18 protein-coding genes are annotated in these 22,458 nt (G+C 64.9%); 6 read left to right on the forward strand and 12 right to left on the reverse strand.

Going from position 1 to position 22,458, the window contains the following annotated elements; genetic code table 11:
- Nucleotides 1-225: 225 nt before the first annotated feature.
- Both coq7 and FVD38_RS20900 read right to left on the reverse strand, forming a co-directional pair.
- Complete coding sequence (gene coq7 / locus FVD38_RS20895) at nt 226-870, reverse strand: 2-polyprenyl-3-methyl-6-methoxy-1,4-benzoquinone monooxygenase (RefSeq protein ID WP_147936623.1); 645 nt, start codon at nt 868-870, stop codon at nt 226-228.
- A 34-nt stretch (nt 871-904) separates the two neighbouring features.
- Nucleotides 905-1,369, reverse strand: a complete 465-nt coding sequence (locus tag FVD38_RS20900; protein WP_147936573.1) for a hypothetical protein — start codon at nt 1,367-1,369, stop codon at nt 905-907.
- A gap of 233 nt (nt 1,370-1,602) precedes the next feature.
- Between FVD38_RS20900 and FVD38_RS20905 the strand changes: the two genes are divergently transcribed.
- Genes FVD38_RS20905 through FVD38_RS20915 form a run of 3 tightly spaced genes read left to right on the forward strand, consistent with a single transcriptional unit; the run spans nt 1,603 to nt 6,335 of the window.
- Entirely contained in the window at nt 1,603-2,496 is an 894-nt protein-coding gene (locus FVD38_RS20905; protein WP_147936574.1) for an ABC transporter ATP-binding protein, read from the forward strand.
- A 2-nt stretch (nt 2,497-2,498) separates the two neighbouring features.
- Complete coding sequence (locus tag FVD38_RS20910) at nt 2,499-6,086, forward strand: hypothetical protein (protein WP_147936575.1); 3,588 nt, start codon at nt 2,499-2,501, stop codon at nt 6,084-6,086.
- Nucleotides 6,087-6,128: 42 nt separating this feature from the next.
- Nucleotides 6,129-6,335 carry an addiction module protein gene (locus FVD38_RS20915; protein ID WP_147936576.1) on the forward strand — a complete coding sequence of 69 codons (207 nt, stop codon included), beginning with the start codon at nt 6,129-6,131 and terminating at the stop codon, nt 6,333-6,335.
- A gap of 94 nt (nt 6,336-6,429) precedes the next feature.
- On the opposite strand, the gene FVD38_RS20920 is transcribed toward FVD38_RS20915, so the two are convergent.
- The 4 genes from FVD38_RS20920 to FVD38_RS20935 all read right to left on the reverse strand — a co-directional run bounded on the left by FVD38_RS20920 (nt 6,430) and on the right by FVD38_RS20935 (nt 12,307).
- A complete protein-coding gene (locus FVD38_RS20920; protein ID WP_147936577.1) occupies nt 6,430-9,081 on the reverse strand; it encodes a DNA topoisomerase III in 2,652 nt (883 codons plus the stop codon).
- Between the two features lie 278 nt (nt 9,082-9,359).
- Nucleotides 9,360-9,818, reverse strand: a complete 459-nt coding sequence (locus FVD38_RS20925) for a Smg family protein (protein ID WP_123070803.1) — start codon at nt 9,816-9,818, stop codon at nt 9,360-9,362.
- A gap of 213 nt (nt 9,819-10,031) precedes the next feature.
- Complete coding sequence (dprA, locus tag FVD38_RS20930) at nt 10,032-11,177, reverse strand: DNA-processing protein DprA (RefSeq protein ID WP_147936578.1); 1,146 nt, start codon at nt 11,175-11,177, stop codon at nt 10,032-10,034.
- Nucleotides 11,178-11,185: 8 nt separating this feature from the next.
- Nucleotides 11,186-12,307 carry a LysM peptidoglycan-binding domain-containing protein gene (locus FVD38_RS20935; protein WP_147936579.1) on the reverse strand — a complete coding sequence of 374 codons (1,122 nt, stop codon included), beginning with the start codon at nt 12,305-12,307 and terminating at the stop codon, nt 11,186-11,188.
- Between the two features lie 307 nt (nt 12,308-12,614).
- Here FVD38_RS20935 and def point away from each other — a divergent pair, with 307 nt between their 5' ends.
- Nucleotides 12,615-13,154 (forward strand): peptide deformylase, encoded by a 540-nt coding sequence (def, locus tag FVD38_RS20940; protein ID WP_147936580.1) that lies wholly within the window; start codon nt 12,615-12,617, stop codon nt 13,152-13,154.
- 5 nt (nt 13,155-13,159) lie between these two features.
- Complete coding sequence (gene fmt, locus FVD38_RS20945; protein ID WP_147936581.1) at nt 13,160-14,107, forward strand: methionyl-tRNA formyltransferase; 948 nt, start codon at nt 13,160-13,162, stop codon at nt 14,105-14,107.
- A 128-nt stretch (nt 14,108-14,235) separates the two neighbouring features.
- Here the strand turns inward: fmt and FVD38_RS20950 are convergent, their stop codons facing one another.
- Nucleotides 14,236-14,466 carry a BrnA antitoxin family protein gene (locus tag FVD38_RS20950; protein WP_229415017.1) on the reverse strand — a complete coding sequence of 77 codons (231 nt, stop codon included), beginning with the start codon at nt 14,464-14,466 and terminating at the stop codon, nt 14,236-14,238.
- A 239-nt stretch (nt 14,467-14,705) separates the two neighbouring features.
- On the opposite strand from FVD38_RS20950, the gene metH reads away from it, so the two are divergent.
- Complete coding sequence (gene metH, locus FVD38_RS20955; RefSeq protein ID WP_187271664.1) at nt 14,706-18,473, forward strand: methionine synthase; 3,768 nt, start codon at nt 14,706-14,708, stop codon at nt 18,471-18,473.
- A gap of 104 nt (nt 18,474-18,577) precedes the next feature.
- Here the strand turns inward: metH and FVD38_RS20960 are convergent, their stop codons facing one another.
- From FVD38_RS20960 to FVD38_RS20980, 5 genes are all read right to left on the reverse strand, one after another.
- On the reverse strand, nt 18,578-19,855 hold the full coding sequence (locus FVD38_RS20960; RefSeq protein WP_147936582.1) for an EAL and HDOD domain-containing protein: 1,278 nt from the start codon (nt 19,853-19,855) through the stop codon (nt 18,578-18,580).
- Nucleotides 19,856-19,987: 132 nt separating this feature from the next.
- Complete coding sequence (locus FVD38_RS20965; RefSeq protein ID WP_123070791.1) at nt 19,988-20,752, reverse strand: class II glutamine amidotransferase; 765 nt, start codon at nt 20,750-20,752, stop codon at nt 19,988-19,990.
- Between the two features lie 107 nt (nt 20,753-20,859).
- Nucleotides 20,860-21,117 carry a BTH_I0359 family protein gene (locus FVD38_RS20970; RefSeq protein ID WP_005667861.1) on the reverse strand — a complete coding sequence of 86 codons (258 nt, stop codon included), beginning with the start codon at nt 21,115-21,117 and terminating at the stop codon, nt 20,860-20,862.
- 117 nt (nt 21,118-21,234) lie between these two features.
- Nucleotides 21,235-21,651: a P-loop NTPase family protein gene (locus FVD38_RS20975; RefSeq protein WP_147936583.1), complete on the reverse strand. Its 417-nt coding sequence runs from the start codon at nt 21,649-21,651 to the stop codon at nt 21,235-21,237.
- Nucleotides 21,648-22,403: a response regulator gene (locus FVD38_RS20980; protein ID WP_147936584.1), complete on the reverse strand. Its 756-nt coding sequence runs from the start codon at nt 22,401-22,403 to the stop codon at nt 21,648-21,650. Before FVD38_RS20980 ends, FVD38_RS20975 begins: the two co-directional genes overlap by 4 nt.
- Between the last annotated feature and the right edge of the window lie 55 nt (nt 22,404-22,458).

A 22,458-nucleotide genomic window follows, 5' to 3' on the forward strand; every position in this document is an offset into this window, starting at 1 on the left:
AGGCCCCATCACGATGCGGCACGGACTCGAACGCTTCGGAAGCATAACGCAAGGCTGGAAGCTTGCACAGATGTGGGCTTAGCCTAGCGCGAAGGCGGGAACCCAAGGCTTGAGCGCTGCCACTGACGTTTGAGGTGGACGGTCGGTTGAATACTTGGATTCCCGCCAAGGCGCCCGGCGAGGGCGGGAATGACGTTACAAGTTGCGTGACGTATGGCCGGCGGATCAGATCCGGTAAGCAGTCGTCGTCATGACTTTCGCCATCGCCCGCATCGCCACCTTGACCGGCAAGGGCAGCGAGGCCGCGCCCGCGGCCTGCGCCGCATCGGCGTGCGCGATCTCGTCGATGCGCATCTGGTCGACGATGGCGCGCGACTTGGTGTCCTGCGCCGGCAGCAGTTCCAGATGGCTGTTCAGGTGCGCCTCGACCTGGCGCTCGGTCTCGACCACGAAGCCCAGGCTGATTGGGTCGCCGATCCGGGCCGCCACGCTGCCCATCACGTAGGCGCCCGCATACCACAGGGGATTCAATACGCTCGGTTGCGATCCGAGCTCGCTCAGGCGCTGCGCGCACCAGGCCAGGTGGTCTTCTTCCTCGCGCGCGGCATGCTCGAACTGGACGCGCACCTCTTGCGTATGGGCGAAGTTGGCCTGCGAATCGTAGAGCGCCTGCGCGCAGACCTCGCCCACGTGGTTCACCCGCATCAGGCCCGCGCTGTGGCGGCGCTCGGCGTCGCTCAACTCGCCGTCGATGGCGTGCGCGCCCGGGTTCGGGCGCGACATCGCCGCCACGCCGCCGACGACGCGCAAGGCCTTGTCGACGCCGACGATCAGGTGGTCCAGGGGGCTGATGAAACGGTTCGCAATCATGGTGTGCTCGATGTTCTGGTCGCTGAAGCCCTCATTATAAATCTTCGGCATGCGGTCCAGAGCCCGCCTCTGCCTTTGGCGCCTCCTGCTCCTTCTTTTTACGCGCGATCCACCCGGCCAGCGGGCCCTCGGGCTCCAGTCCCGAGATATTCTTGGCCACGCCCAGGTTCAGCTCCATCAGGAACGGCACCGACACCAGCGGCACGCCCGGGCAATGGCGCTTGAAGGCGTCCAGGAAGCGCGCCGACTCCACCGTCGACATCACCTTCGCGCCGCTCATGAACTGCAGCACGCTGGTGATGGTGTGACCCTTGCCCAGCGTGTGATAGATGAAGCGGTTGAACTCGCGGTCGACCGTCTTGAAGTCGATCGCCTCCTTGGTCATCAGGCCGGCCAGGTAGACCAGGCCCAGCGCGACGCGGAACCAGTCGGTGGATTCGGCCCGGCTGCGCCCTTCGCGCATCAGGATCAAGAGCTTTTCTTGGGTGATGGAGTCCATGCTTCCATTATCCATGCTTTGCCCCAGCTTGCGCCGCACACCGTCCTCCATTGCAAGAAATTTATCAAAAGAAAACCATCGTGCGTCCTGTCACCGGATAATGCGGTCTGGGTCCCTGTTTGGACCGTGTGTCGCACCGGGTCCGCCACGGTCGTGCCGATTGAATACAATGCCAGTGTGAAAAAGTGTTTGGTCCTGCGTAAAGACGCGCGGGGCAGTAGCCAGGAGTCGTCATGCAACTGAAAATCCGCAATTTGTCCAAGACCTACGCCAACGGCGTGGTCGCGCTGGACCGTGTCACGCTCAACATCCCGGCCGGGATGTTCGGGCTGCTCGGCCCGAACGGCGCGGGCAAATCGACGCTGATGCGGATCCTGGCGACCCTGCAGGAATGCGATTCCGGTTCGGTATTTTTGGACGATATCGACGTGCTCGACGAAAAGGATGCGGTGCGCCGCATGCTGGGCTACCTGCCGCAGGATTTCGGCGTCTACCCGAAAGTGACCGCTTACGAACTGCTGGACCATTTCGCGCAACTCAAAGGCCTGTCGCACAAGGCGCGCCGGCGCGAGGTGGTCGACGGCCTGCTGCAGCAAACGAATCTGTGGGAAGTGCGCGACCAGCGCCTGGGCACCTTCTCGGGCGGCATGCGCCAGCGCTTCGGCATCGCCCAGGCCCTGCTGGGCGACCCGCGCCTGATCATCGTCGACGAACCCACCGCCGGCCTCGATCCACAGGAACGGGTGCGCTTCCACAACCTGCTGTCGGACATCGGTGAAGAACGAACCGTGCTGCTGTCGACCCACATCGTGTCCGATGTGGCCGACCTGTGCGCCAATATGGCGATCATCAACAAAGGCCAGGTGCTGCTGTGCGGCGAGCCGCAAGAGCTGATCTATGGGATCGAAGACTTCATCTGGGCCCGTTTCGTCACCAAGGCCGAGCTGCCCGCTTTCCAGTCGCGCTACAGCGTGATCTCGACCCGCCTGCTCAGCGGCCGCACCCTGATCCATGTGTATTCCGAGGACGATCCGGGCGATGGCTTCGAGCCGGCGCGCGCCAGCCTGGAAGACGTGTATTTCGCCACCATCGCCGGCCGCCACAACCCGGCCGCGGGGAACTGCTGACCGTGCGCGCCCTGTTCGTCATCGCCCGCTTCGAAGCAGGCCAGCGCCTGCGGCGGCTCTCGACCTGGGTTTATTTTGCCGTCTTCGTGGCGCTCGGGATGCTGTGGATGGCCGCTTCGGGCGGCGCGTTCCGCGACCTGATCGTCTCCTTCGGCACCCGCGTCCTGGTCGACGCGCCGCGCCAGATCGCGATCGCGACGGCGCTGCTGGGCAGCCTGGGCACGGTGGTCGCGGCGGCGGTGATGGGGCGCGCGGTGCAGCAGGACTTCGAGCACGAGATGCACCACTTCTTCTTCAGCGCGCCGCTCAGCAAGGCCGACTACGTGTTCGGCCGCTTCCTCGGCGCGTTCGCGACCCTGGCGGTGATCTTTTCCGGCATCCTGGTCGGGCTGTGGCTCGGCACCTTCATTCCCGGCATCGCGCCCGACCGCCTGGGCGGATCGACGGCGTCGGCCTGGATCAAACCCTACCTGTTCACGCTGCTGCCCAACCTGTTCATCTTTGGCGCGATCTTCTTCGTGCTCGCCGCCCTCACCCGGCGCATGTTGCCGGTCTACGTGGCCGCCGTGGTCATGACCATCGGCTATACCGTCGCGCCGTCGCTGGCGCGCGACCTCGACTTCAAGACCCTGGCCGCGCTGATCGACCCGTTCGGCACCACCTCCCTGTTCCTGCTGACCGAGTACTGGCCGCTGGCCGAGCGCAACCTCAATCCGATCGACCTGCAGGACGTGTACCTGGTCAACCGCCTGCTGTGGTGCGGCTTCGCGCTGCTGGCGCTGTTGCTCGGCTACTGGCGCTTCCACTTCATCGGCGAGGCCGACGGGCAGGCGCACGCGCGCGGGCGCGGCCAGGCCCAGCCCGACCTGCCGGTCGAACTGTCGCAGGCGGCGCGCGACACCACCGCGCAACCCGATTTCGCGACGCGCAGCATGGCGCTGCTGCTGTTCAAGTCGGCGCGCGGCGAACTGCGCGAGATGACCCGCAACGTCTACTTCGCGGCGCTGGCCATCGCCGGCGTGCTGGCCCTGGTCGCCGGCGGGATCGACCTCGACGCCCTCTACGGCATCGCCACCTATCCGGCGACCTATATGGTGCTGGAGCTGATCCGCGCGGTGTTCGGCCTGTTCGTGCTGGCCACCACGATCTTCTACGCCGGTGAACTGGTCTGGCGCGAACGCGAGACGCGCGTGGCCCAGATGTTCGACGCGCTGCCGGTGCCGAGCTGGCTGCCGCTGGCCGGCAAGACCCTGGCCCTGGTCGGCCTGCAGGCGCTGCTGCTGTTGCTGGCCATGGCCACCGGCATGCTGCTCCAGCTGTTCAAGGGCTACTTCCAGCTTGAGCCGGGGCTTTACCTGCACGCCCTGTTCACCATCCTGCTGCCGAACTACGCGCTGGTCGCGGTGCTGGCGATCGCGGTGCAGGTCATCGTCAACCACAAATACCTGGCCAACTTCCTGATGATCGCGTGGCTCGCGGCGGCACTCCTGCTGAGCGGCACCGGCCAGAACCATCCGCTGCTGCTGTACGGGGTCTGGCCCGAGCTGACCTATTCACCGATGAACGGCTTCGGCCACCAGTTGCTGCGCGAGCGCCTGTATCTGCTGTACTGGAGCGGCGCGGCGCTGATGCTGCTGGCGCTGGCGCGCGCGCTGTGGCCGCGCGGCGTCGACGACGCCTGGCGCGAGCGCCTGCGCCTGGCGCGCCGCAACCTGACGCCAAAGGTGTTGACCTGCTTCGGCCTTGGGTTGGCCGTGTTCGCGGGCGCCGGCGGTTTCCTGGCTTGGGAACTCTCGAGCGGCGGCTACCTGACCACCTGGCGCAACGAGCTGCTGCGCGCCGAATACGAGAAGCGCTACCACGGCTTCGCCCGGCTGCCGCAGCCGCGCATCGTCGACGTCAGGCTCGACGCCGATATCGATCCCGCGCAACGCGCCCTGCACGTCAAGGGCAGCTACCGGCTCGAGAACCGCAGCGGCGCGCCGATCCGCGACCTGGTGCTGTACCAGCAGCGTGGCGCGCAGCTGAAAGCAAGCTTCGGCCAGCCGGCCACCAGCGTGACGAGCGAACCCGATCTGGGTTTCTACCACTATCGCCTGGCCACCGCGCTGGCCCCGGGCGCGCGCCTGGACTTCGATTTCGAACTCGACTACGCGCCGCGCGGCCTGCTGGGCCTGGGCAGCGACACGCCGGTGGCCGCCAACGGCACCTACTTCACCAACGAGGCCATGCCGCGTATCGGCTATCAATCCTCGGTCGAACTGGGTGACGCGCGCGACCGGCGCCGCCACGGACTGGCCGCGCGCGCGCCCATGCCGGCGCGCGACGACCCGGCCGGCCGCACCAGGCACCGCACCGGCGTCGACGCCGACTGGATCGGCTTCGACGCCACCGTCAGCACGAGCGCGGATCAGATCGCGATCGCGCCCGGCACTCTGGTGCGCGAATGGAACGAAGGCGGACGGCGCCACTTCCGCTACAAGATGGACCGTCCGATGCTCAACGCCTATGCCTTCCAGTCGGCGCGCTACGAAGTGCGCCACGACCGCTGGCAGGACGTGACGATCGACGTCTATTACCAGCCGGGGCACGACGTCAACGTCGAGCGCCTGACCCGCGGCGCCCAGGCCGGCCTGGACTACGGCGCGCGCCATTTCGGCCGCTATCCGCTGCGCGAGCTGCGCATCGCCGAATACCCGCGCACCGTCCGCAATACCCAGGCTTTCCCGGGCCTGATCCCGCTCTCGGAAAGCGCCGCCTTCATCGCGCGCGTCGATCCCGGCTCGCCCAAGGACCTCGATTACCCGTTCTACGTCAGCGCCCGCGAGACCGCGCGCCAGTGGTGGGGCCAGCAACTGGTCGGCGCCGATACGCGTGGCGCCACCGTGCTGACCGAGAGCCTGGCCGAGTACACGGCGCTGATGGTCATGCGGCGTGCCTACGGCGCGGACAAGATGCGGCGCTTCCTGCGCCATGACCAGGAAGCCTACCTGGTGGGCCGCGCCCAGGAGCAGGAAAAGGAACTGCCGCTGGCGCACAACGAAAACCAGCGCTACATCCACCAGCGCAAGGGCGGCCTGGCGCTGTACCTGTTGCAGGACATGCTGGGCGAGGACGTGGTCAACGGCGTGCTGCGCGGCCTGCTGCGGCAATACGCCTATCGCGGCGCGCCCTATCCGACCGCCTCCAGCCTGGTCGAGGGCTTGCGCGCGGTGACGCCGAAGGACAAGGCCTACCTGATCGACGACCTGTTCGAATCGATCGTGTTCTACGAGAACCGCGCCGCCAGCGCCGTCGCCCGCCGCCGCCCGGACGGCAAGGTCGAGGTCACGATCGATGCCCACGCCGGCAAGCTCTCGATGACGGACGGGGGCGAGGAACGGCCGATGCCGCTGAACGACTATATCGAGTTCGGCGTGGACGATCGCAATGGCAACCCTCTGGTACGCGAACGGCGGCTGGTGACCCAGGCCACGCAGCAGCTGACCCTGGTGGTCGATGGCGTACCCGGCCGCGCCGGCATTGATCCTGACAACAAATTGATCGATCGCAAACCGAATGACAATATGCTGCCAGTCGACAATCAATAGTTCTCGCGCTATGATCGATGCAAAATTATAGGAGAGAGCATCATGTCCAACGCCGTCGCCGAAATCGCCGAACGACTCAAGCTGCTGAGCCCGGCCGAGAAACAGGAAGTCATGCAGCTATTGCTACAGGATATCGACGGCCCCGACCAGGACGCCGATGAAGCATGGCGTAACGAAGTGGTGCGGCGCGTGAAAGCGATCCGCAACGGCGAGGCGGCGATCCTCGCGTTGAAGGAGTGGCAAGAATAAACATCGCGCATAGCTGATGCTGGAATAAAAAAACCGCGGCAAGCCGCGGTTTTTTACGTCCGGACGGGGCGGGCTAAGCCCGCCACCGATCCGCTTACTTTTTCGCGGCGGCCGCGGTCGCCTTCTTGGCTGGCGCTTTCTTGGCCGCTGCCTTCTTTGCCGCCGGCTTGGCGGCCGGCTTGCGCGCCGCCTTCACCGGCGCTGCCGCGCCATCGGCGCCCGTGGCAGCATCAGCCGCGTCAGCAGCGGCTGCCTTGCCCTTGGCGGCCGCGCCAGGCTTGGCCTTGCGCTCCTCGAACTCGAAGCTGATCTTGTTGTCCTTGCCGCGCACCAGGAAGGCCTTGAATGCACGCCGGGTACGCTGGGACACGAAGCCCGGCAACAGGTCGGTCTTGCCGTCGTTGAGCAGCTTGGCCATCTGTTCCGGCAAGATTTCCTGCTGCAGGATGATGCGTCCGCTGCGGAAATCGCAAGTCTTCGGCTTGGCCACGCTATGCTCGCAAACATAGGCCAGCGGCATTTCATACACCCCGCCGTTGCACTTCGGGCAAGGGCCGACCGGAGTCTGGCCGCTGAAGTCCACGCCCTCGCCTTCTTCGCCTTCGTCGTCCTGGCCAAAGTCGAACTCAAGCTTGAAGTTCTTGATCTCTTCGTCGCGCACGATACGCAGGATGGCGGCGAACGGGCGGCCCATCTTGGAGCGGAAGCCCTGCAGCGGACCGATGGTGCGGTTCTTCAGCAGTTCTTCGACTTCCTCGATCTCGAACTGGCGGCTGCCCGGCGTCTTGCTCATCGAGAATTCGCACTTGGTGCAGGCGAAGCGGCGGTAGTTTTCCTTGACCACGCCGCTGCAATTCGGGCATGGATTGACCAGGGTCGCGTACTCGCCGGGAATCGTGTCGTTGTCGTATTCCTTGGCGCGCTTGACGATGATCTGGGTCATCTGGGCGATTTCACGCATGAACTCTTCGCGTGAGATCTTGCCCTTCTCCATTTGCGACAGCTTGAATTCCCATTCGCCGGTCAGCTCGGGCGCCGTGAGTTCGTTCACGCCCAGGCCGCGCAGCAAGGTCATCAGCTGGAACGCTTTCGCGGTCGGCATCAGCTCGCGGCCTTCGCGCAGCAGGTATTTCTCGGTCAGCAAGCCCTCGATGATGGCCGCGCGCGTGGCCGGCGTGCCCAGGCCCTTGCCGGCCATCGCATCGCGCAGCTCGTCGGAATCGACCAGCTTGCCCGCGCCTTCCATCGCCGACAGCAAGGTCGCTTCGTTGTAGCGCGCCGGCGGCTTGGTGACCAGGCCGTTGGCCGTGATCTTGTCGGTCAGTACCTTCTCATCCTTGGCCACCGGCACCAGGTTGGCGCCGTCCTTGTCGTCGCCCAGGTCTTTACCATACACGGCCATCCAGCCGGGGTTGGTCATGACCTTGCCCTCGGTCTTGAACTGGTGGCCCGAGACTTCGGTGTAGCGGGTCGTGACCAGGAACTCGGCGGCCGGGTAGAACACGGCCAGGAAGCGGCGCGTGACCAGGTCGTACAGCTTCTGTTCAGGTTCCGAAAGGTTCTTGGGCACGACGCCGGTCGGGATGATGGCGAAGTGATCCGAGATCTTGGTGTTGTCGAAGATGCGCTTGTTCGGCTTGACCCAGCCGTTCTTGCTGATCTGCTTGGCGAACTGGTTGTAGTTATTGGTCTCGGCCAGCGAACCCAGCGTCTCCTTGACGGTCGCGATGTAATCTTCCGGCAGGTGGCGCGAATCGGTACGCGGGTAAGTCAGCACCTTGTGCTTTTCGTACAGCGCCTGTGCCAGGCCCAGCGTGTTCTTGGCCGAGAAGCCGAAGCGGCCGTTGGCCTCGCGCTGCAGCGACGTCAGGTCGAACAGGCCCGGCGCCATCGAGGTCGTCGGCTTGCTTTCTTCGGTGACGTTGCCCTGCTTGCCGCGGCAGGCGGCCGCGATCGAATCGGCGGCGGCGCGGCTCCACAGGCGCTCGGCGCGCTTCTCGGGATCGTTCTCGTCCTTCTTGAACTTCTGGTCGAGCCAGCGGCCTTCGTAGACGCCCGCGGCGCACACGAACTCGGCGCGCACTTCCCAGTAGTCGCGCGGCACGAACTTCTTGATCTTCTCTTCGCGCTCGACCACGATCGACAGGGTCGGGGTCTGCACCCGGCCCACGGTCGTCAGGTAGAAGCCGCCCTCTTTCGAGTTGAAGGCGGTCATGGCGCGGGTGCCGTTGATGCCGATCAACCAATCGGCTTCGGAGCGGCAGCGCGCGGCGTCGGCCAGCGGCAGCATTTCTTCGTCGGTGCGCAGGTTGTTGAAGCCTTCGCGGATCGCGTTGGCCGTCATCGACTGCAGCCACAGGCGCTTGACCGGTTGCTTGGCTTTCGCGTTCTGGGCGATCAGGCGGAAGATGAGTTCTCCTTCGCGGCCCGCGTCACATGCGTTGATGAGGGTGGTGACGTCCTTGCGCTTGATCAGCTTATTGAGCACCTTGAGACGCGACTCGGTCTTGGCGATCGGGTTCAGCGCAAAATAAGGCGGGATCATCGGCAGGTGGGTGAAGCTCCACTTGCCGCGCTTGACGTCGTGTTCTTCGGGCACCGCGATCTCGAGCAGGTGGCCGACGGCTGACGAGAGGACGTATTCGTCCGATTCGAAGTACTCATCGTGCTTGGTGAAGCCGCCCAGCGTCTTCGCGATATCGTTCGCGACCGACGGTTTCTCGGCGATGATGAGGGATTTGGTCATAGTGATTCTCGTCGTGCTATCTATATAGTGTGGGCTTGCGCATCATACATGCTCGCAGCCGGGCCGGTGAAATTCCGGCCATAGTGTCTGATTGGTAACTGTCAAGATGAAGCGGCCAATGATAAGCGCGTTATCGCGCTCCCTGCAAGTACACCTTGCGCTACAGGACGGTGCGATGCGCACCGCATGGTGCCTCTTCGCTGCCCAGAAATGGGGCGCAAGAAAAGCAAAACGGGGCCTCAGCCCCGTTCGATGGATGTTGCGATGTAGTACGCCGTTCAGTGCAGCAGACGCGGTTCCTGCTCGTCGTCGTCGCTGAACAGGTCGTCGAACATCAGCGCGTCCGGCTCCTTGCCCTGGCTCCAGAGCACCATCAACACGATGATCTTGAGCTTGCTCAAGGCGATGGGAGACTCATCGCAGGCCAGTGCGCGCTCGATGACGATCTCGCGCTGGATAGGGCCGAGCACCTTCGCGCTTTCGAGGAAGGCGATGAAGCCGATCGCGGCGCTGCCCAGCTCGATATATTCCTCGTCCACGTAGTAACGCATGCCGGTGGAGGCATCGATCGTTTCGGGCAACGGCGCATCGGTCAGCCCCGTCAGCCAGTCCAGCGCTTCCGAGATTTCGATGTCGTCGAAGCCGACGGCGGACAGTTTGCGAGCCAGGGCTGCCGGCTCGGGGCAGGCGTCGGGACGGTAGTACGTCTCGTAGAGATAGACCAGGATGTCGAACATAGTGACGCTACTGTAGCAGCTAAACTTCGTGCGGCACAAGTAGAGCGCGCCTGCCGGGCTGCCTCGCGGAAAAAACGTTGTATCGAAGCCTTGTCCGATCAGCCAGCTTACCAAAAACGATTAAAAACAAGAACATACAATTCGCAAACTTCGTGATGCGAAGCATAGGTAATCTATTAAATGTGCATCCGAACGGCCTGATTTGACGTAGGCCTAATGCCAGATGCGCTGCACCCTTCCACCCGGCAATTGCGCCACTAAACCCGCGAGTTCGAGGCCCAGCAATCGTCCGCCGAGCTCGCCCGCATCGGCCCCAAGACGCTCCAGCAAATCGTCGAGGGCCACCGGTTCGTGGCCCAGCGCGGCCAGCAGATCGGCGTCTTCTTCCGCCGTTAAGTCGGGCCCGGCATCCCGCTTCTGGCTGCATTCTTGTCCGATGGCCGCCAGCGGCGAGACCTTCATCGCCAGCAACACCTCGTCCACCGTCTCGACCAGTTGCGCGCCATCGCGGATCAGGCGGTGGCAACCCTTGGCCAGCGCGGAGTGGATCGAGCCGGGCAAGGCGAACACTTCCCGGCCCTGCTCCGCCGCCATCTGGGCCGTGATCAGCGAGCCGGACTGGGCCGCGGCCTCGATCACCAGCACGCCGGCCGCCAGGCCGCTGATCACGCGGTTGCGGCGAGGGAAATTGGCGGCCAGCGGCGGTGTGCCCAGCGCGTACTCGCTGAGCAGGCAACCGTGTTCGGCAATGCGGTGGGCAAGCAGCCGGTTGCGCGCCGGGTAGACGCGGTCGAGGCCTGTGCCGACCACGGCAATGGTTGCGCCTGGCCCGCGCAGCGCGCCTTCATGGGCGGCGGTGTCGATGCCCAGCGCCAGCCCCGAGACCACGCACAGGCCGGCTCCCGACAGGGCTGCAGAAAACGATTCGGCGTCGAGCTTGCCCTGCACGCTGGCATTGCGGCTGCCGACCACGGCGACCAGGGGCCGCGCCAACATCTCGATGCGGCCGGCGGCGTACAGCAGCAGCGGCGGATCGGGGATCTCGGCCAACGAAGCCGGGTAAAGGGGATCGTGGAAAGTGAGCAGGTGGTGGCCAGCTTGCGCCAGCCAGGCCAGGGTGGCCTCGGCCAGGGCCGTCAGGGCGGGCGTGACCGGCGCGCACAAGGCGCGTGCCTGGCTGGCCGACACGTGGGCCGCCAGCGCGCCCGGTGCGGCCCTGAAGATGGCGGCGGGAGACCCGAAGGCGGACAACAGCGCGTGCGCGCTGCGGCAACCCACCCCGTCCGCCTGCTCCAGGCGCAGCCAGTCGGCGATCAGGGCGGCGCCCTCGGCAATGGGGTGGGTTTCCGTGTCTTGCACGGTGCTATTTACTCCGGTGATTTGGCGACGTCGCCCACCTGCACCGGCGCCGTCACCTGCATGACCAAGCCGTACGAGACGTTCTTGAACACGCGGAAGATGAACAGGCTGCCGTATTGCTCGTCGGGCAGTTTCAACCCCTGCCGGCCCAGGCCCAGGAACCCCCGACTCGCTGGATCGGCCACAGTCTTACCAAGATGATAGAGCTGCAGCACGGCGCCGACATCGAGTCCGTCAACCGTGCCCCGATTGACAGTGACGACCTGGCTCTGTCCGGCGTAGGTCACGCCCGAGTAGATCGACATGATGCGGCCATCGAGCGCTTGCAGCGGCGCATGCGGCACGTAGTTGCGCACCGGCGTCGGCGGCGCCGGCACCAGGAGGTCGCCCACGCCCATCTCCTGCACGGTATCGACCACCTGGAAGGTGTGCACGTCGACGCCGGGTGCGGCCGGCTTGAGCAGCTTGACGGTGCCCAGGAAGGCGGCTTCATGCGCCAGCACCTGGCCGGTCTGCGGGTCCCGCAGCGCGGTGCCCGGACGGAACACCTGGAACACGCTCTCGCCCCCGATCTGCCCGTGCACGTAGACGCGGTCGCCTTCGCCCAGGTAGACGCGGCCTTCCTGCGAAGCGGCGATGCGCGGCGCGCCCGCCAGCTCGTCGGCCTCGACCACCAGCGGCTGGGTCAGATAGGGTTCGATGGCGCCTGCGGGAATCGCCGGCACGGCGTCGCGCGCCAGGCCTTCGCTGCGCACCTGCGGCGACAGGCGGGTCAGTGGCGGCGCATCGCGGCCGTCGCCACTGTCCAGCCCGCTGCCGGGCTGCTGCAGGCTCAGGCGGCCACGGGCGCGGTCGAACCAGATGGTCTGGCCCGGATAGATCCAGTGCGGGTTGCGAATTTCGTCACGGTTCATGCCCCAGACCTGGGGCCAGCACCATGGGTTGCGCAAGAAGGCGCCAGAAATATCCCATAAGGTATCGCCCTTGACCACGACGTGCTTGTCCGGTGCGTCCGGGCGGAAGCTGCAGGCAGCAGTGGTGGGCGTTGCAGTCTGGGCCGAGGCAGCAGCTGCGCATGCGAGCAACGCCGCCGCAGCAGCATGGGCCACGACTGTGCTAAAATTTTTCATTGAAGACGTCCGTTTAATGCGGCGTAAGATTAAATGATGCCGCCAGATTGCAGCTGCATCCAATGCAGGTCATGATGCTGAACAGGCCGCGCCGTCATCCGGCCCGACCGCAGCCAGAGATAGCACGACGTACTGCTCCCCGCTCACGGAAGGGTTGCTGTATAGAATCAAATTCTGCACACAAATCCCTGAACTAGCAAGCAAACCGAGGTCTGCGCGCCAGGGCGTGTGGCGGGATTGCGTCCTGTCTTGCCTGCCAGCCAAGTACCCGTTCAACCTAGACAACTCCACCGACATCCGATCCGATATGGCACTTCTCGACATCCTCCGCTACCCCGACCCGCGCCTGCACAAGGTCGCCAAGCCGGTCACCGAATTCGGTACCGATCGCCTGCGCAAGCTGGTGGCCGACATGGCGGAAACCATGTACGACGCACCCGGCGTCGGCCTGGCCGCTACCCAGGTGGACGTGCATGAATGCGTGGTCACCATCGACGTGACCGAAGCGCAAGAACAGCTGATGGTCTTCATCAACCCCGAGATCACCTGGGCCAGCGAAGAGCGGCAGGTCTATGACGAAGGCTGCCTGTCGGTGCCCGGCGTCTACGACGGCGTCGAGCGCCCGTCACGGGTCAAGGTGCGCGCATTCGACGTCGACGGCAAGCCGTTCGAGGTCGACGCCGATGGCCTGCTGGCCGTGTGCATCCAGCACGAGATGGACCACCTGATGGGCAAGGTGTTCGTCGAATACCTGTCGCCGCTCAAGCGCAACCGCATCAAGGCCAAGCTGCAGAAGGAAGAACGCGGCCTGCAGCGCGACGCCGCCCAGCGCGCCGCCCGTCGTTGAGCGCGATGAAAGTCGTCTTCGCCGGCACGCCCGAGTTCGCCGCCGTCGCCCTGCGTGCCCTGCACGAGGCCGGCTTCCAGATCCCGCTGGTCCTGACCCAGCCCGACCGCCCGGCCGGGCGCGGCATGCAGCTGCAAGCCTCCGCGGTCAAGCAGTACGCGCTGGCCCATGGCATGCCGGTGGCGCAGCCGTTGTCGCTGCGCATGGATGCCAAGGACCCGGAGCGCGCCGCGCAGGCCCGCGCCGCGCATGAACAATTGCAGTCGATCGACTACGACGTGATGGTGGTCGCGGCCTATGGCCTGATCCTGCCGCGCAGCACGCTCGACATCCGTCCCTGCATCAATATCCACGGTTCGCTGCTGCCGCGCTGGCGCGGCGCCGCGCCGATCCACCGCGCGATCGAATCGGGCGACCTGGAAACCGGCGTGACCATCATGGAGATGGAAGAAGGTCTCGATACCGGACCGATGCTGACCATGGAGCGCTTGCCGATCGAGGCTTCCGACACCACCGGCAGCCTGCACGACAAGCTGGCCGCGCTGGGCGGACGCATGATCGTCGACGCGCTGCGCAAGCTGCAGGCCGGCGAGCTGACCGCCGTGGCGCAGCCGGAAGAAGGCGTGACCTACGCGGCCAAGATCGGCAAGGAAGAAGCGAAGCTCGATTTTTCACTGCCGGCCGACGTGTTGGCGCGCAAGGTGCGGGCCTTCAATCCCTTCCCCGGCGCAAACGGCGTGGTCGATGGCGTGGCGGTGAAGTTCTGGTCTGCCGAAGCCGTTGACGGCAGCGGCGCACCTGGCGCGGTCTTGCAGGCCGACGCGGGCGGCATCGTGGTCGCTTGCGGCGAAGGCGCGCTGCGTCTGAACGAATTGCAGAAGCCTGGCGGCAAGCGCCTGAAGGCGGCGGAATTCCTGAAAGGGTTTTCGCTGGCGGGGTTGACGTTCAACTGAAGCGCCCGCGGCGCTCCTGAAGTCGATTTCATGAAGCGTCGTCCCTTTCTAAGGCGCCCGGCGAGGGCGGGGACGACGTTGTAGAGCTGACGAAAAAATGGCGTCACGAAGACGCCATTCCATCAAATTTACTCGGCCTGCGACGTACGCTGGGCGTCCATGTGTTCACGCAGGACCTGGTTGATACGGGTCTGGTAGCCGGGACCTGCGCCCTTGAACCATTCAAGCATATCCACATCCAGGCGGATCGTGACGATCTGTTTCACACCGTTGCTGGCGACTTGTGGCTTCGACGACATTGCTGGTTCCGGGTTGCGGTCCATAGCTTGATCCCAATCCGGTTGGTATTCTTTGTTCATGCGGTTATCCCATCTATACGTGCGCCACTCGTGGAGGCGGACCTTGATTGTCGTCTCGCCATGTATCGTAAAGATTGCAGCCACCCCATCAAATGTAACGCCATGTAACGCATGACGGTTTGAATACATAACGATACATACACGCCCCTGCCGCCGGGCCAAACAAGCGGCATGACGTATAATCGTAGACCGCCCAATGTCAATCGGCCTGTCAAGCCGCATCCTGGAAAACCACCATCATGAACGCCGTTACGTCCGCCATCTCCCCGATCGAAACCCAGCTGCGCGATATCCTCAAGCGCCGCATCATGATCCTGGATGGCGCGATGGGCACCATCATCCAGCAGTACAAGCTCGATGAAGCGGCCTATCGCGGCGAGCGTTTCGCGACCTTCGCGGCGCCCGAGGGCGCCGGCCAGCGCGAGCTGTTCGTGAAGGGGAATAACGAGCTGCTGACGCTCACCCAGCCGCAGGTGATCCAGGAGATCCACGAACGCTATCTCGCCGCCGGCGCCGACCTGCTCGAGACCAATACCTTCGGCGCAACCAGCGTGGCGCAGGACGATTACCACATGGCGCACCTGGCCTACGAGATGAACGTCGAAGCGGCGAAGCTCGCGCGCGCCGCCTGCGCCAAATACTCCACGCCAGATAAACCGCGCTTCGTCGCCGGCGCCCTGGGACCGACCCCGAAGACCGCCTCGATCTCGCCCGACGTGAACGACCCGGCGGCGCGCAACATCACCTTCGACCAGCTGGTCGCCTCCTACCATGAACAGGTGCGCGGCCTGGTCGACGGCGGCGCCGACCTGCTGCTGGTCGAGACCATCTTCGACACCCTGAACTGCAAGGCGGCGCTGTTCGCGATCGACCAGTATTTCGACGAGCATCCCGAGACGCCGCGCCTGCCCCTGATGATCTCGGGCACCGTCACCGACGCCTCGGGCCGCATCCTGTCGGGCCAGACCGTGCCCGCCTTCTGGAACTCGGTGCGGCATGCGAAGCCGCTGACGATCGGCCTCAATTGCGCGCTCGGCGCGGCGCTGATGCGCCCCTATGCGCAGGAGCTGTCGCAGATCGCCGATACCTTCGTGTGCATCTACCCGAATGCCGGCCTGCCCAACCCGATGAGCGATACCGGCTTCGACGAGCTGCCGGCCGACACCTCGGCCCTGTTGCGCGAATTCGCCGACGCCGGCTTCATCAACATCGCCGGCGGCTGCTGCGGCACCACGCCCGAGCACATCGCGGCGATCGCCAAAATCCTCGAAACGCAGACGCCGCGCCAAGTACCGGATGTGCCGGTCGCGATGCGCCTGTCGGGCCTGGAGCCCTTCACGGTCGACGAATCGTCGCTGTTCGTGAACGTCGGCGAGCGCACCAATGTGACGGGCTCGAAGGCGTTTGCGCGCATGATCCTGAACGAGCAGTTCGACGAGGCGCTGTCGGTGGCGCGCCAGCAGGTCGAGAACGGCGCCCAGGTCATCGACATCAATATGGACGAGGCGATGCTCGATTCGCAGGCGGCCATGACGCGCTTCCTGAACCTGATCGCCTCGGAACCCGACATCTCGCGCGTGCCGGTGATGATCGACTCTTCCAAGTGGTCGGTGATCGAGGCAGGCCTGAAGTGCGTGCAGGGCAAGGCCATCGTCAACTCGATCTCGATGAAGGAAGGCCTGGAGGAATTCATCCGCCAGGCGCGCCTGTGCCGCCGCTATGGCGCCGCCGTGATCGTGATGGCGTTCGACGAAAAAGGCCAGGCCGACACCTTCGCGCGCAAGATCGAGATCTGCGAACGCGCCTACAAGGTGCTGACCGAACAGGTGGGCTTCCCGCCCGAAGACATCATCTTCGACCCGAACATCTTCGCCATCGCCACCGGCATCGAAGAGCACGACAACTACGCCAACGACTTCATCGAAGCCTGCGCCTGGATCCGCGAAAACCTGCCGCACGCGAAGATCTCGGGCGGCGTGTCGAATGTCTCGTTCAGCTTCCGCGGCAACGACCCGGCGCGCGAGGCGATCCACACCGTGTTCCTGTACCACGCGATCAAGGCCGGCCTGACCATGGGCATCGTCAACGCCGGCATGGTCGGCGTCTATGACGACCTCGATCCCGAGCTGCGCGAGCGCGTGGAAGACGTGGTGCTCAATCGCCGCAAGGACGCCACCGAGCGCATGATCGAATTCGCCGGCACGCTCAAGGCCGGCGGCGCCAGGCAGGAACAGAACCTCGAGTGGAGGAACAGCCCGGTCGAGAAGCGCCTGGCGCATGCGCTGGTGCACGGCATCACGCAATGGATCGTCGAAGACACCGAAGAGATGCGCCAGCAGGTGCTGGCGGCCAAGGGCCGTCCGATCCACGTGATCGAAGGCCCGCTGATGGACGGCATGAATATCGTCGGCGACCTGTTCGGCCAGGGCAAGATGTTCCTGCCGCAGGTGGTCAAGTCGGCGCGCGTGATGAAGCAGGCCGTGGCGCACCTGGTGCCGTACATCGAAGAAGAAAAGGCGGCGGAAGAAGCGCGTACCGGCATCGTCGCCAAGCCGAAGGGCAAGATGGTGATCGCCACCGTCAAGGGCGACGTGCACGACATCGGCAAGAACATCGTCTCGGTGGTCCTGCAATGTAATAACTTCGAGATCGTGAACATGGGCGTGATGGTCCCTTGCGCCGACATCCTGGCCCGCGCCAAGGAAGAAAACGCCGACATGGTCGGCCTGTCGGGCCTGATCACGCCGTCGCTCGAAGAAATGGCCCACGTCGCGCGCGAGATGCAGCGCGACCCGTGGTTCCGCGAGCGCCAGGTGCCGCTGCTGATCGGCGGCGCCACCACCAGCCGCGCCCACACCGCAGTCAAGATCGCGCCGCACTACGACGGCCCGGTGGTCTACGTGCCGGACGCGTCGCGCTCGGTCTCGGTCGGCCAGGCGCTCGTCACCGACGACACGCGCGACGCCTACATCATCGAACTGGCCCAGGACTACGAACGCATCCGCATCCAGCACGCCGGCAAGAAGGCGCTGCCGATGGTGACGCTCGAACAGGCGCGCGCCAACAAGGCGCAGCTGGAGTTCGCGCCGGTCAAGCCGAAGTTCATCGGGCGCCGCGTGTTCAAGAACGTCGACCTGGGACTGATCGCGCGCTACATCGACTGGGGCCCGTTCTTCCAGACCTGGGACCTGGCCGGCCCCTTCCCTGCCATCCTCAGCGACGAGGTGGTGGGCGAGGCCGCCACCAAGGTCTACGCCGAAGGCCAGGCCATGCTCAAGAAGATCATCGAAGGCCGCTGGCTCACCGCCAACGGCGCGATCGCCCTGCTGCCGGCCAATACCGTGAACGACGACGACATCGAGGTGTACACCGACGAATCGCGCGAGCAGGTGGCCTTCACCTATTACGGCCTGCGCCAGCAAGGCGTCCGGCCGGTCGTCGACGGCGTGCAGCGCCCCAACCAGTGCCTGGCCGACTTCATCGCACCGAAGGACAGCGGCATCGCGGACTATATCGGCATGTTCGCCGTCACCGCGGGCCTCGGCATCGAGAAGCACGAGCAACGCTTCGAGGCGGCGCATGACGACTACTCGTCGATCATGCTCAAGTCGCTGGCCGACCGCCTGGCCGAAGCCTTCGCCGAGTACATGCACGAGCGCGTGCGCACCGACCTGTGGGGCTACGTCGCGAACGAAGACCTGTCGAACGAGGCGCTGATCGACGAGCAATACCAGGGCATCCGCCCGGCGCCGGGCTATCCGGCCTGCCCCGAGCACACGGTCAAGGCCGATATGTTCCGCACGCTGCAGGCCGGGGAAGTCGGCATGGAGCTGACCGAGTCGTACGCGATGTATCCGGGTGCGGCGGTGTCGGGCTTCTACTTCGCGCACCCGGCGTCGAAGTATTTCGTGGTCGGGAAGATCGGCAACGACCAGGTCGAGGACATGGCGCAGCGGCGCGGGATGGACAAGGCCGAGGTGGAACGTCACCTGGCCCCCAATCTCTGATCGACGTCGTTCCCGCGCAGGCGGGAACCCAAGTTGGTTTGAGCTGACGATAAGCGTGCAAGCTTAGGTTCCCGCCTGCGCGGGAACGACGGTTTCAAGCTAACTCAAATCGCGTAGCGCACCACCTTGTCGCTCCACTCGAACGCCGACACCTCGAGCTCGGCCAGGTCGTCGCCGTCCATCGACAGGCTCTTGAGGCCCGCCAGCATGTCGTCGCCCTCGTCGTCCATGCGCTCGATCGATTCGGCCAGCTTCAACAGCTCGCCGAAGAAGCCGCTGCGCTGCAACAGCGCGGCGCGCACTTCGTCGATCACGGGAATCTGCTCCACGATATCCATCATCGGGATGCAGAACAGCGTGTCCATCAGCGACATCATGCCGACCGTGAAGGCGACGTCGGCGACGTTCTTCTGGCCGGGACGCAGGCGCTGGGCCAGCAGCTCCATCAGGCGCGCGCGCGTGGTGGCCAGCAGCAGGAGCGGGCTCTGGCTGTGGCCGCGCACGTCCGGCTCGGCGTACAGCAGGATCTGCAGCCAGCGCTGCAGCTGGCGCCGACCCAGCAGGGTCAGCGCCTGGCTGATCGATTCGATGCGCCGGCCCGCCCCCACCGCCGGCGTGTTCACCAGGCGCAGCAGGTTCAGGCCGATCGTCACCTCGCGCTTGACCACGCGTTCGATCTCGGCATTGTCGGCATCGGAGGCCACCAGGTTCACCAGGTCGAGCACCGTCGTCTGCGACGGCGACAGCTTGCGGCTGGAAAGCACCGACGGCTTGGCGAAATAATAGCCCTGGAAGTAATCGAAGCCGATGTCCAGGCAGGTGCGGTATTCGCTGTGGTTCTCGACCTTCTCCGCCACCAGGCGCTTGCCCGTGGTGCGCAGGCGCGGCGCCAGCGACAGCAGGGTCACGGCCGGCAGCGCGCGCAGGTCCATCTTGACGAAGTCGATCACCGGCAGCAGGCGCGACAGCGCCGGGCCGTGGGCCGCTGCCTCGGCCGCGAAGCGGAAGCCATGTGCGCCCAGGGCGCGCATGCGTTCGATGACAGCGTCGTCCGGCTCGACCGAAGCGACGATCTCCAGCACCGTGCGCTCGCGCGGCAGGAGGGCGAACATATCGCTCATCAGGACGTCCTTGTCGACGTTGATGAAGGCATTGGCGTCGCCGATCGCGCGCGGCAGGCCGAGCTGGGATGCATGGTGGATGACGCTGGCGCTGGCCGACAGGCCCGAATCGAAATGGGCAGGTCCCTGGGCGCTGCCGCGGAACAGCAGTTCATAGCCGAACAGCGCCTGGTTGCGATCCAGCACCGGCTGGCGCGCGAGGTAGAAATGGCGCATGCGTAGCGGCTGGGAGGCCTCGTCGAGGCTGGCGGTATCGGTCATCTCGTTCTCGTTTTCGTTCTCGCGTCAATCGGACTACTTTACCGCATCCTCCCCGGCGTGTGTCTTCTTGGCACTAATTTATTGACAGAACGTTGCCCGACAACCATTCAAGTTGTCACCAAGCAAATGCGCTTACTGAGGCAGTCCGTCGACGAATACCTTCAGCTCGCCCGGCGCAAAATGCGTCCATTCCTCGTTCGTCGTCAGCGGCTCGGTGACGATGATCGCGACCCGGTCGTCGGGCGTGGTCACCTGCGAGAAGTCGACCGACAGGTCTTCGTCGGACAGGCAGGCCGTCACGAACGGATACTTGCGCACCACGTAGCACAGCTTGGTCGAGCAATGGGTGAACAGCGCGGTGCCGTCGGACAGCATCATATTGAAGGTGCCATGCGCGGCGATGCCGGGAATGATGCGTTCGAGCAGGCCGCGCAAGGCTTCGCGGCTTGGCGCCGTGTCGCCGAATTCGCGGCGCATGCTTTGCAGCAGGTAGCAGAAGGCCAGTTCGCTGTCGGTGGTGCCGACCGGACGGAAGGCGCCGTCGAGCACGGGCGCGAAATCCTTGAGGTCGCCGTTATGGGCAAACACCCAGTAGCGGCCCCACAATTCGCGCACGAAGGGATGGCAGTTTTCCAGCGCCACGTGGCCGACGGTGGCCTTGCGGATGTGGGCGATGACGTTGGTCGACTTGATCGGATAACGCTTGATCAGCTCGGCGATCGGCGAGGCGATGGCAGCCTGGTGATCGACGAAGTGGCGTACGCCGCTGCCTTCGAAGAAGGCGATTCCCCAGCCGTCGTGGTGGGTGTCGGTACGGCCGCCGCGGTGGGCGAAGCCGGTAAAAGAGAAGACAATGTCGGTGGGGACATTGCAGTTCATTCCGAGGAGCTGGCACATGGGCGCAGCTTACCATGCCGGATAAAAAAAGCGCCATCGCCCGCTGGTGGCAATGGCGCTCGGGGACTTCAGCGCAGCAGACCGGTATGAAGGCTCAATACACGCGATCAATGAAGAACGACCGGCTGGCTCATCAGGGTGTCATACGAGCCCAGGAAGTCGTCGATTTCTTCCATGGTGGGTTCGCTGGCAATCAGGTTGTTGACGTCGCGCCGGAACGATTGCGCGAGGCGGCCGCCGATGAAGGCCTCGCGACGGCCGGCCTTGTCGACGATCTCGAAGCCGCCAAATCGCAGCGCTTCGAGTTCACGGTCGACGCCGAACTCGACGACGCTGTACTGTTCGCTGTTATAGATCATGTTCATGATGACTCCTTCGATCAGAAATTAGTGCAACCCTGCCGCGTGGCGGCGTACGGCAGGCTGTTCACTTCGCTTCAGAGGTGGGGCTGTCCGAACCGATTTCAAGACCGTCAAATGCCTTCAGGCGTGGACGGTGGGGTTCAGGGCCAACAGCTGATCGTATGGCGGCGCTGCAAGCCACGATCGCAACTGATCAAGGTGTTCGCTGCTCGCCAGGCCGAGGAACAGGCGTCCCGGGCGTTGGCGTAGCAGTCGATTCAATGTTACACGCAAAACGAGATTGCCGTCGCAGCACAGGCAACCCGGGGCGATGCGCACCACCTGCAGGCCGGGACCCGTTTCCAGCGGCGCGGCGGCCACGCCCATGCCTTCGAGGATGACGGCGCTGAACGCCTGGGACGTGTCTGTACCGACGCCGGCAGCGCCAGCATCAGCGGAAGTAACGGAGGAAGGAATGGCCAGCAACGCCGCGATCGCCTGTTCGCGTGCGGCGGCGCTGGCGCCGATGACGAGGACGGTGGCCGCGCGGGCCATCATCCCCCTTTCTTGGCGAGCTTGCCCGGTTCGACGCCCAGCTGCTTGAGCTTGCGGTACAGGTGGGTGCGCTCGAGGCCGGTCTTCTCGGCCACGCGTGTCATGCTGCCGCCTTCGCGCCCCAGGTGGTGCTCGAAATACATGCGCTCGAAGGCGTCGCGCGCCTCGCGCAGCGGCAGGTCGAACGACAGCGTATAGCCGGTGCCCTCGCCCTGCGACACCGCATGCACCATGCGTGAACCGTTGCCCATGCCGACGCCGGGGCCCGGCTGCACGCCCGGCGGCGCGAACATCGGCGCGCTGGGGGCGGCGATGGCGGCGTCGCTTGCCACCGGCGGCGCGCTCGGCGCGATCGGGCGCGGCGGCGCCATCGGTGCGCGCGCCACCTCTTGCGCGCGGGTCAGGCCCTGCTGTACCGCCTTGAGCAGCTTTTGCAGGGCAATCGGCTTTTCGAGGAAATTCAGGGCGCCGATACGGGTCGCCTCGACCGCCGTATCGATGGTCGCATGGCCCGACATCATGATGACCGGCATCGTGAGCAGGCCGTCGCGCTGCCATTCCTTGAGCAGGGTCACGCCATCGGTGTCCGGCATCCAGATATCGAGCAACACCAGGTCTGGCGTCGCGGCCGCACGCGCCTCGCGCGCCTGCTGCGCGTTCTCGGCCAGGGTGATGGCATGGCCTTCGTCACCGAGAATCTCCGACAGGAGTTCCCGTATGCCCATTTCATCGTCAACTACGAGTATGTTCGCCATCGTTTCTACCTTCCTGATCTTCTACCCGTCACGTGTGCAATTTTATAAGTTTTTT

The sequence above is a fragment of the Massilia arenae genome, from assembly GCF_008014745.1.
GTDB classification, from domain to species: Bacteria; Pseudomonadota; Gammaproteobacteria; order Burkholderiales; family Burkholderiaceae_D; genus Telluria; species Telluria arenae.

What these genes read in the sequence shown, in the direction of transcription:
- coq7 (WP_147936623.1), bottom strand. Translation starts at nt 870, where the DNA reads ATGATTGCGAACCGTTTCATCAGCCCCCTGGACCACCTGATCGTCGGC.
- FVD38_RS20900 (WP_147936573.1), bottom strand. Translation starts at nt 1,369, where the DNA reads ATGGACTCCATCACCCAAGAAAAGCTCTTGATCCTGATGCGCGAAGGG.
- FVD38_RS20905 (WP_147936574.1), top strand. Translation starts at nt 1,603, where the DNA reads ATGCAACTGAAAATCCGCAATTTGTCCAAGACCTACGCCAACGGCGTG.
- FVD38_RS20915 (WP_147936576.1), top strand. Translation starts at nt 6,129, where the DNA reads ATGTCCAACGCCGTCGCCGAAATCGCCGAACGACTCAAGCTGCTGAGC.
- FVD38_RS20920 (WP_147936577.1), bottom strand. Translation starts at nt 9,081, where the DNA reads ATGACCAAATCCCTCATCATCGCCGAGAAACCGTCGGTCGCGAACGAT.
- FVD38_RS20925 (WP_123070803.1), bottom strand. Translation starts at nt 9,818, where the DNA reads ATGTTCGACATCCTGGTCTATCTCTACGAGACGTACTACCGTCCCGAC.
- FVD38_RS20935 (WP_147936579.1), bottom strand. Translation starts at nt 12,307, where the DNA reads ATGAAAAATTTTAGCACAGTCGTGGCCCATGCTGCTGCGGCGGCGTTG.
- def (WP_147936580.1), top strand. Translation starts at nt 12,615, where the DNA reads ATGGCACTTCTCGACATCCTCCGCTACCCCGACCCGCGCCTGCACAAG.
- fmt (WP_147936581.1), top strand. Translation starts at nt 13,160, where the DNA reads ATGAAAGTCGTCTTCGCCGGCACGCCCGAGTTCGCCGCCGTCGCCCTG.
- FVD38_RS20950 (WP_229415017.1), bottom strand. Translation starts at nt 14,466, where the DNA reads ATGAACAAAGAATACCAACCGGATTGGGATCAAGCTATGGACCGCAAC.
- metH (WP_187271664.1), top strand. Translation starts at nt 14,706, where the DNA reads ATGAACGCCGTTACGTCCGCCATCTCCCCGATCGAAACCCAGCTGCGC.
- FVD38_RS20960 (WP_147936582.1), bottom strand. Translation starts at nt 19,855, where the DNA reads ATGACCGATACCGCCAGCCTCGACGAGGCCTCCCAGCCGCTACGCATG.
- FVD38_RS20965 (WP_123070791.1), bottom strand. Translation starts at nt 20,752, where the DNA reads ATGTGCCAGCTCCTCGGAATGAACTGCAATGTCCCCACCGACATTGTC.
- FVD38_RS20970 (WP_005667861.1), bottom strand. Translation starts at nt 21,117, where the DNA reads ATGAACATGATCTATAACAGCGAACAGTACAGCGTCGTCGAGTTCGGC.
- FVD38_RS20975 (WP_147936583.1), bottom strand. Translation starts at nt 21,651, where the DNA reads ATGATGGCCCGCGCGGCCACCGTCCTCGTCATCGGCGCCAGCGCCGCC.
- FVD38_RS20980 (WP_147936584.1), bottom strand. Translation starts at nt 22,403, where the DNA reads ATGGCGAACATACTCGTAGTTGACGATGAAATGGGCATACGGGAACTC.